Source organism: Ruegeria sp. YKSF131 (genome assembly GCF_059612645.1).
Genome location: NZ_JBXWQZ010000021.1, coordinates 54,379 through 62,954 on the forward strand (window position 1 = coordinate 54,379; position 8,576 = coordinate 62,954).

Genomic DNA, 8,576 nt, shown 5'->3' on the forward strand with positions numbered 1-8,576 from the left:
AACCTTGCCGAATCGCCCCGCAGGCCGGATCAATCCTTATGGGCCTGCACAGTACCTATCCCGGCATACCCGATCTGAAACGCCGCGCACGCCGTCGGCTGCCGCACTTCGTGTGGGAATATATCGACAGTGGCACCGGGATTGAAACGACGCGGCATCGCAATCGAAAGGCGCTGGATGATGTCCGTCTGAGCCCCTCGATCCTGCATGGGGACCTTGAATTCGATACGTCAGTGAAAATCTTGGGCGGCACCTGTCCTTTGCCCTTCGGTATTGCGCCGATCGGGATGTCCGGTCTGGTCTGGCCTGATGCGGAGCGGTTGCTGGCACAGGCCGCCGCCAAAGCAGGCATTCCCTATTCGCTGTCGACGGTGGCCAGTCAGAGCCCAGAAGACCTGGCCCCCTATCTGGGCGAGACCGCGTGGTTCCAGTTGTATCCGCCAAGGGACCCCGAGATTCGCATGGACATGCTGAACCGGGCGCGCCGGGCGGGATTTCGAACCCTGGTTCTGACCGCTGATGTCCCTGTCGCCTCGCGCAGGGAGCGGCAAACACGCTCGGGCCTGCGGCAGCCGCCGAAACTGACACCGCGCCTGCTGGCGCAGATCGCTCAAAGGCCCGCCTGGGCGCTGGGCATGCTGCGCAGCGGTGTTCCTCACATGCGCACACTGGACAAGTATATCGATGACCCCGGTGATCTGCCGCCGACGGCCCATGTCGGATACCTGCTGCGAACCTCTCCGGATCTGGATTACGTCAAATGGCTGCGCGATCATTGGGATGGGCCGTTTGTCGTGAAAGGCATCCTACGCCCCGAGGATGCGGACAGGCTGGGACAGGTGGGTGTGGACGCCCTGTGGGTGTCGAATCACGGGGGCCGACAGTTCGATGCAGCCCCGGCCAGCATCGAGGTTCTTCCCGCGATCCGGAACGCGACCCGCCTGCCACTGATATTCGACAGCGGTGTCGAAGGCGGGCTGGATATCTTGCGCGCGCTGTCGCTGGGCGCGAATTTCGTCATGCTGGGGCGCGCTTTTTTGTACGGTATTGCGGCACTTGGCGCGAAAGGCCCCGCGCATGTGATCGATATCCTGAGGCGGGATCTGCACGCGAATATGGGTCAGATGGGACTGGCCGATTTATGTCAGTTTGAGACGAAATGCTAAATTATTGATGCTGCAACGCGGCATCCCTATAAGTGTGCCGAGGCCAAAGGGCGTTTGCGAGCGATAACATGCCGGTTCTACCCAGAAGAACGGATGTACCTGTGCGTATTCTCCGCCCAATAAGACGCCCAAACACCAAAGACCGGGACCTGATATGACAGACTTCAACAAGATCCTGATCGCCAATCGCGGCGAGATTGCCATCCGCGTCATGCGCGCAGCAAACGAGATGGGCAAACGCACCGTCGCTGTTTACGCTGAAGAAGACAAACTGGGCCTGCACAGGTTCAAGGCGGACGAGGCCTATCAGATTGGCGAGGGCATGGGTCCGGTCGCGGCGTATCTGTCGATTGACGAGATCATCCGCGTGGCCAAACACTGCGGCGCGGATGCGATCCATCCGGGCTATGGCCTGCTGTCCGAAAACCCGGATTTCGTGGATGCCTGCGTCAAGAACGGCATCACCTTCATCGGCCCCCGGGCCGAGACCATGCGCGCATTGGGTGACAAGGCCAGCGCGCGGCGCGTGGCCATCGCGGCCGGTGTGCCTGTCATTCCGGCCACCGAGGTCCTTGGTGATGACATGGACGCGATCCGCAAGGAGGCCGCCGAGATCGGATACCCGCTGATGCTCAAGGCGTCCTGGGGCGGCGGCGGGCGCGGGATGCGCCCGATCCAGTCGGAGGATGAGCTGGAAGAAAAGGTTCTGGAAGGCCGCCGCGAGGCTGAGGCCGCCTTTGGCAATGGCGAAGGCTATCTGGAAAAGATGATCATCCGTGCCCGCCATGTCGAGGTGCAGATCCTGGGCGACAAGCATGGTGAGATTTATCATCTGTACGAACGCGACTGCTCGGTCCAGCGCCGGAACCAGAAGGTCGTCGAACGTGCCCCTGCCCCTTACCTGAGCGAAGATCAGCGCGCCGAGATTTGCGAACTGGGCCGAAAGATCTGCGCCCATGTGAATTACGAATGCGCAGGCACTGTCGAGTTCCTGATGGATATGGAGACGGGCAAGTTCTACTTCATCGAGGTAAACCCGCGCGTACAGGTCGAACACACGGTCACCGAAGAGGTCACCGGCATCGATATCGTTCAAGCGCAGATCCTGATCGCCGAAGGCAAAACGCTGGCCGAAGCCACCGGTGCCACCAGTCAGGCAGAGGTGCATCTGAACGGTCATGCGCTGCAGACACGGATCACCACAGAAGACCCGCAGAACAACTTCATCCCCGACTACGGGCGTATCACCGCCTACCGCTCGGCCACGGGCATGGGCATTCGTCTGGATGGCGGCACGGCCTATGCGGGCGGGGTGATTACGCGGTATTACGACTCGCTGCTGACAAAGGTCACTGCCTGGGCGCCGACACCCGAGAAGGCGATCAGCCGGATGGACCGCGCCCTGCGCGAGTTCCGTATTCGCGGCGTCAGCACCAATATCGATTTCGTCATCAACCTGCTGAAGCACCCGACCTTCCTGTCGAATGAATACACCACTAAGTTCATCGACACGACGCCGGATCTGTTTGCCTTCAAGCGCCGCCGCGACCGGGGCACCAAGGTTCTGACCTATATCGCCGATATCACGGTGAATGGTCATCCCGAAACCAAGGGCCGCCCCGAACCTCGTGCCGACCTGAAAGTCGCCAAGCCCCCCGCGCCGAAGGCTGAGCCGCGGATGGGCACGCGCAACCTGCTGGAGCAGAAAGGCCCGCAGGCTGTGGCCGACTGGATGAAGGCGCAGCGGCAGCTGCTGATCACCGACACCACTATGCGCGACGGACACCAGTCGCTGCTGGCGACCCGGATGCGGTCGATCGACATGATCAAGGTGGCGCCAACCTATGCCGCGAACCTGCCGCAGCTGTTCTCGGTCGAGTGCTGGGGCGGTGCGACCTTCGACGTGGCCTATCGCTTCCTGCAGGAATGCCCATGGCAGCGTCTGCGCGACCTGCGTGAGGCAATGCCGAACCTGATGACGCAGATGCTGCTGCGGGGTGCGAACGGGGTTGGTTACACCAATTACCCCGACAACGTGGTGCAGGAATTCGTGCGCCAGGCATCGAAAAACATTGATGTCTTCCGCGTCTTCGACTCGCTAAACTGGGTCGAGAACATGCGTGTTGCGATGGATGCTGTTATCGACAATGGCAAGATCTGCGAGGGCACCGTTTGTTATACCGGCGATATTCTGGATCCTGATCGCGCCAAATATAACCTGAAATACTATGTCGGCATGGCCAAGGAACTGCGCGACGCAGGCGCGCATATTCTGGGTCTGAAGGATATGGCGGGCCTGTTGAAACCGGCCTCGGCCAAGATTCTGATCCGGGCGCTGAAGGAAGAGGTTGGACTGCCGATCCACTTCCACACCCATGACACGGCCGGCATCGCCAGCGCCACCATCCTTGCCGCCTCTGAGGCGGGTGTGGACGCGGTGGATTGCGCAATGGACAGCTTCAGTGGCAACACGTCCCAGGCGACGCTGGGCACCGTGGTCGAGGCGCTGCGCCATACCGACCGTGACACCGGGCTGGACATCAAGGCCATCCGCGAGATCAGCGATTACTTCGAGGCCGTGCGCGGTCAATATGCGGCCTTCGAATCGAGCCTGCAGGCCCCGGCGTCCGAGGTGTATCTGCACGAGATGCCGGGCGGTCAGTTCACCAACCTCAAGGCGCAGGCGCGCAGCCTGGGTCTGGAAGAGCGCTGGCACGAGGTCGCGCAGATGTACGCCGATGTGAACCAGATGTTCGGCGATATCGTAAAGGTAACGCCGTCGTCGAAAGTTGTTGGCGACATGGCCCTGATGATGGTCAGTCAGGGCCTGACCCGCGAGCAGGTCGAGGATCCGGCGACGGATGTGGCCTTTCCCGACTCGGTCGTCGACATGATGCGCGGCAATCTGGGTCAGCCTCCGGGAGGATTCCCGAACACCATCATCAAGAAGGTGCTGAAGGACGAGGCCCCCAACACCCAGCGCCCCGGCAAGGACGTGCCTGCCGTCGATCTTGAAGCCACCCGCGCTGAGTTGTCCAAGCAGTTGGAAGGCAAAGAGGTCGATGACGAGGACCTGAACGGGTACCTGATGTATCCCAAGGTGTTTCTGGATTACATGGGCCGTCACCGGATTTACGGCCCGGTCCGCACCCTTCCCACGCGCACCTTCTTTTACGGCATGGAACCCGGCGAAGAGATCACGGCCGAGATCGACCCCGGCAAGACGCTGGAAATCCGGTGTCAGGCCATCGGCGAGACGGATGAAAAAGGTGAGGTCAAGGTTTTCTTCGAACTCAACGGCCAGCCGCGTGTGATCCGGGTGCCGAACCGGATGGTCACATCAACCACACAGGCGCGCCCCAAGGCCGAGGTCGGCAACCCCGATCATGTCGGTGCGCCGATGCCGGGTGTTGTGGCCACTGTTACCGTCACCGCAGGCCAGCAGGTCAAGGAAGGCGACATGCTGCTGACCATCGAGGCAATGAAGATGGAAACCGGTATCCATGCCGAGCGTGATGCGACGGTCAAAGCCGTGCATATCCAGCCCGGCGGCCAGATTGACGCAAAGGACCTTCTGATCGAACTGGAATAAGCCATAAAACAATCTAATGTTCATCAGGCCGTGCGGGAGACCGCACGGCCTTTTTCTATGATTGAGCGGAGACCCATTATGCTTGCAATCACCCCGATCTATGCGGCCCTGATCGCAATTCTCTACGTCGCACTCAGCGTCAAAGTGATCCTGCAACGACGCAGCGATAAGATCTCGGTCGGGGATGGTGGCAGCAAGCTGATGATCAAGGCGATACGGACACACTCGAACTGCGCCGAATACGCCCCGATTTCCCTGCTGCTGATTGCCATGGTTGAGCTTCAGGGCGCGGCCGGAATATTGGTCCATCTGCTGGGGCTGATGTTGCTGGCCGGGCGTCTTTTGCATGCGTACGGATTTGGGCGAACGCCGCAGATCGTCATCCTGCGGCAGGCCGGCATGAGCCTGACGTTCCTCGCCATTCTGGGGGCGGCTTTCGCAAACCTGATTCTGGCGCTTTAGGCCGTCTGGCGGGTGTTACCCTGCCAGAACGGTTGTTTCGATCTGCGGTGCACCCAGCAGAACCGGTGTGAACTGATCATGTTCATGCAGGTCCGGCTTCAGGATGGCAGCGCCGATCAGAATCATCGCGGCAAGTGTCACGATCTTCAGGTCTGCAACGGATATCATGACGGCACCTCCTGCCTGTGTTTTACTGATTTGCATTACGGGTTGAACGGATCACGGGCCGGATTCCGTCGAAAAGATTTTTCCCGCTTTTTGTGTTTTTCCGCTTGCAGCCCCGCGTGGGAATTTATACATCCCTCCTCACTCAACGGCGCGGGCGTAGCTCAGGGGTAGAGCATAACCTTGCCAAGGTTAGGGTCGGGCGTTCGAATCGCCTCGCCCGCTCCATTGAGAGGTCTTCGGACCACATATGTATCTGATGCGGGCGTAGCTCAGGGGTAGAGCATAACCTTGCCAAGGTTAGGGTCGGGCGTTCGAATCGCCTCGCCCGCTCCAGATACCAAACCTTCCAAACATGCTGGTTCTTCTGCCCCGGTTGCGGCATTCTGAATGCAATTCGCAACACGGGATGTTCGCATGTCTGATTATGTTATCCGCCCCTTGTCCGCTGATGAGTTGCAGGAGGCTGTGGATTGGGCCGGGCGCGAGGGGTGGAATCCGGGTCGTCACGATGCCGAGTGCTTTCGTACAACTGATCCCGATGGGTTCTTGGGAGGTTTTCTGGATGGCGAATTGATCGCGTCTGTCTCGGCGGTGAACTACGACGATGATTTTGCCTTTTTGGGTTTCTACATCGTCAAGCCAGAATACAGACACCATGGCCACGGGCTTGAGATTGCGCAGCACGCGCTGGCCCACTGTGCCGGGCGCAACATGGGTCTGGATGGCGTGGTCGAGCAGCAGGACAACTACCGGAAATCCGGGTTCACCTTTGCCTATAACAACTACCGCTTTTCAGGGCGGGTTGCAGATATCCTAGGCGCGCTGGCACCGACCGCTGGTGTTGATGTGCTGAGCACCGTTTCAGATGCGTTAAGGGACTATGATCGTCAGCTTTTCCCCGCCCGGCGCGATGCGTTCCTGCATGGTTGGCTGAGCGCAAGCGGCCATGTGTCCCGCGTGTTTACCGAAGACGGGCAGATCAAAGGCTATGCCACGTTGCGCCCCTGTCGGACCGGATACAAGGTCGGGCCGCTGTTTGCGGACCGCGCCGACATTGCCGAAGCACTGCTTGCAAGCGTATTAAAAGCTCTGCCCGAAGATCAAAGTGGGCAAGAGGTGTTCATCGACATGCCACAACCCAACAACGCCGCCTTTGCACTGGCCGACAAGCTGGGTCTTACGAAAGTGTTCGAAACCGCCCGGATGTATTCCGGCGATCAACCGGATATCGACCTGACCCGCATCTATGGCGTGACAACGTTTGAGTTGGGTTAAAACGCCTTGAACGTCATCGTCGTCAGCGAGCGTTCGATATTGGGAATCACCAGCAGGTGTTCGTTGATGAAATGGCCTACATCCTCGGTTTCGGGGATGTAGAGCTTGAGCATCAGATCAAACTCACCACTAGTGGAATAAAGCTCTGAGTGTATTTCGCGCAGCGCGATTTCCTCGGCGACCTTGTAGGTGGTGCCGGGTTTGCAGCGGATCTGGATGAATACGCAGGTGGACATGGCGTGGCCCTGTTGGTTCGTGTTGTCTGCAAGCTGACATGGTGCCGGGCCGGGTGCAATCCCTTGCAACAGTTTGCAGCGATTGCAACGCATGGTCTGGATCAACCGGCCCCACCCCGTCTATAAGCGCGCCTGTAGCAAAAGGAATTCGCCCATGCGCACCGCTTCGATCAGCCGCAAGACCGCCGAAACCGAAATTTCGGTCGAGGTCAATCTGGATGGCACCGGCACCTATGACAATCAGACCGGCGTCGGGTTCTTTGACCATATGCTGGACCAGCTGGCGCGCCACTCGTTGATTGATATGACAATCCGCGCCAAGGGTGACTATCACATCGACGATCACCACACGGTCGAGGATACCGGCATCGCCCTGGGTCAGGCTTTGACACAGGCCCTGGGCGACAAGAAGGGCATCCGGCGCTATGGCGAATGCCATCTACCGATGGATGACGCTCAGGTGCGCTGTGCGCTGGACCTGTCGGGCCGTCCGTTCCTGATGTGGACTGTCGATCTGCCGACGCAAAAGATCGGTACGTTCGACACGGAACTGGTGCGCGAGTTTTTTCAGGCGCTCAGCACCCATGGCGGCATTACCCTGCATATTGACCAGTTGCACGGCTTCAACAGCCACCACATCGCCGAGGCTGCGTTCAAGGCTGTCGCGCGCGCGTTGCGTGATGCGGTTGAGACCGATCCGCGCAAGGCGGATGCGATTCCGTCGACCAAGGGCGCGCTGTAAATGCTGACAGCCATCATCGACTATGAAAGCGGCAATCTGCATTCAGCGGAAAAGGCGTTTCAGCGCATGGCGCAAGAGGTCGGCGCTGGTGACGTTGTCGTCACCTCTGACGCGGATGTGGTTGCGCGTGCGGACCGACTGGTTCTGCCCGGAGATGGCGCTTTCCCGGCCTGTGCCGCCGAGCTGCGCGGCCATAAGGGTATTTATGACGCGATGGTCGAAGCGGTCGAACAGAAGGGCCGTCCGTTTCTGGGTATCTGTGTTGGTATGCAGCTGATGGCAACCAAAGGCCATGAATACACAGAGACCGATGGTCTGGGCTGGGTGGCAGGTGATGTTGTTCGGATCGAACCGTCAGATGCCGCGCTGAAAGTGCCGCATATGGGCTGGAACGATCTGGTTCTGGAAAGCGATCACCCGATCTTTGCCGGGGTGAAATCAGGCGATCACACCTATTTCGTCCATTCCTACCACTTCCGTGTAAGCAACCCGGCGCAGCGGTTGGCTTATGTGGAATATGGGCAGGACGTCACGGCCGTGATTGGCCGCGACACGATGGTTGGGATGCAGTTTCACCCCGAGAAAAGCCAGGATGTTGGCCTGCGCATGCTGGGCAACTTCCTGACCTGGAAGCCCTGAGGCTTACTGAACCCGCGTCCAGGTTTGCCCGCGACAGATCAGGCCGCCCGCCACGCATCCCTTGACGGTCAGCTTGTTCTGGCCGTCCAGTGACATCTTCGAGTTGTAGGTTTTGTCCCGGTCGGGGGCCCAGATTTTACCACTGTCATAGCTGCCGCCCCCTTCGGGAACCATGTCCCAGATGATCTTTTTGCCAAGGTTCTCATATTCCAGCTGCTGGTTGCCATCCGCGTCGAAAGCGCTGTCGATGGTGCCGCAGATCGCACTGCCGCATTCGGAAATCGTCACATGCAGAT

9 protein-coding genes and 2 tRNA genes are annotated in these 8,576 nt (G+C 59.5%); 8 read left to right on the top strand and 3 right to left on the bottom strand.

Features of this window, described 5'->3' with window-relative positions; translation table 11 throughout:
• The first annotated feature begins 38 nt into the window (after nucleotides 1–38).
• The 3 genes from AC2FLZ_RS09835 (at nucleotide 39) to AC2FLZ_RS09845 (ending at nucleotide 5,220) form a co-directional block, all read left to right on the top strand.
• Nucleotides 39–1,166, top strand: coding sequence for an alpha-hydroxy acid oxidase (locus AC2FLZ_RS09835; RefSeq protein WP_496882132.1), 1,128 nt, complete (start codon nucleotides 39–41; stop codon nucleotides 1,164–1,166).
• Between the two features lie 154 nt (nucleotides 1,167–1,320).
• Nucleotides 1,321–4,758: a pyruvate carboxylase gene (locus AC2FLZ_RS09840; RefSeq protein ID WP_496882133.1), complete on the top strand. Its 3,438-nt coding sequence runs from the start codon at nucleotides 1,321–1,323 to the stop codon at nucleotides 4,756–4,758.
• A 78-nt stretch (nucleotides 4,759–4,836) separates the two neighbouring features.
• Nucleotides 4,837–5,220, top strand: coding sequence for an MAPEG family protein (locus AC2FLZ_RS09845; protein ID WP_480493790.1), 384 nt, complete (start codon nucleotides 4,837–4,839; stop codon nucleotides 5,218–5,220).
• Between the two features lie 15 nt (nucleotides 5,221–5,235).
• Here the strand turns inward: AC2FLZ_RS09845 and AC2FLZ_RS09850 are convergent, their stop codons facing one another.
• Nucleotides 5,236–5,388 carry a hypothetical protein gene (locus AC2FLZ_RS09850; protein ID WP_480475907.1) on the bottom strand — a complete coding sequence of 51 codons (153 nt, stop codon included), beginning with the start codon at nucleotides 5,386–5,388 and terminating at the stop codon, nucleotides 5,236–5,238.
• 150 nt (nucleotides 5,389–5,538) lie between these two features.
• On the opposite strand from AC2FLZ_RS09850, the gene AC2FLZ_RS09855 reads away from it, so the two are divergent.
• The 3 genes from AC2FLZ_RS09855 to AC2FLZ_RS09865 all read left to right on the top strand — a co-directional run bounded on the left by AC2FLZ_RS09855 (nucleotide 5,539) and on the right by AC2FLZ_RS09865 (nucleotide 6,663).
• Nucleotides 5,539–5,613 (top strand) — tRNA-Gly (locus tag AC2FLZ_RS09855).
• A 33-nt stretch (nucleotides 5,614–5,646) separates the two neighbouring features.
• Nucleotides 5,647–5,721, top strand: a tRNA-Gly gene (locus AC2FLZ_RS09860).
• Between the two features lie 81 nt (nucleotides 5,722–5,802).
• The gene (locus AC2FLZ_RS09865) at nucleotides 5,803–6,663 is read left to right on the top strand and encodes a GNAT family N-acetyltransferase (protein ID WP_480624578.1); all 861 of its coding nucleotides are present in this window, start codon (nucleotides 5,803–5,805) and stop codon (nucleotides 6,661–6,663) included.
• On the opposite strand, the gene AC2FLZ_RS09870 is transcribed toward AC2FLZ_RS09865, so the two are convergent.
• On the bottom strand, nucleotides 6,660–6,899 hold the full coding sequence (locus tag AC2FLZ_RS09870; RefSeq protein WP_480482339.1) for an Lrp/AsnC family transcriptional regulator: 240 nt from the start codon (nucleotides 6,897–6,899) through the stop codon (nucleotides 6,660–6,662). The two genes, AC2FLZ_RS09865 and AC2FLZ_RS09870, sit on opposite strands and share 4 nt — an antisense overlap.
• A 154-nt stretch (nucleotides 6,900–7,053) precedes the next feature.
• Between AC2FLZ_RS09870 and hisB the strand changes: the two genes are divergently transcribed.
• Together hisB and hisH are read left to right on the top strand one after the other, a co-directional pair.
• The gene (hisB, locus tag AC2FLZ_RS09875; protein ID WP_480554066.1) at nucleotides 7,054–7,641 is read left to right on the top strand and encodes an imidazoleglycerol-phosphate dehydratase HisB; all 588 of its coding nucleotides are present in this window, start codon (nucleotides 7,054–7,056) and stop codon (nucleotides 7,639–7,641) included.
• Nucleotides 7,642–8,280: an imidazole glycerol phosphate synthase subunit HisH gene (gene hisH / locus AC2FLZ_RS09880; protein WP_480493787.1), complete on the top strand. Its 639-nt coding sequence runs from the start codon at nucleotides 7,642–7,644 to the stop codon at nucleotides 8,278–8,280. It abuts the gene before it with no gap.
• A 3-nt stretch (nucleotides 8,281–8,283) separates the two neighbouring features.
• On the opposite strand, the gene AC2FLZ_RS09885 is transcribed toward hisH, so the two are convergent.
• Nucleotides 8,284–8,576: DUF2147 domain-containing protein (locus tag AC2FLZ_RS09885; protein ID WP_496882134.1), on the bottom strand; the 293-nt coding region annotated here is incomplete at its 5' end.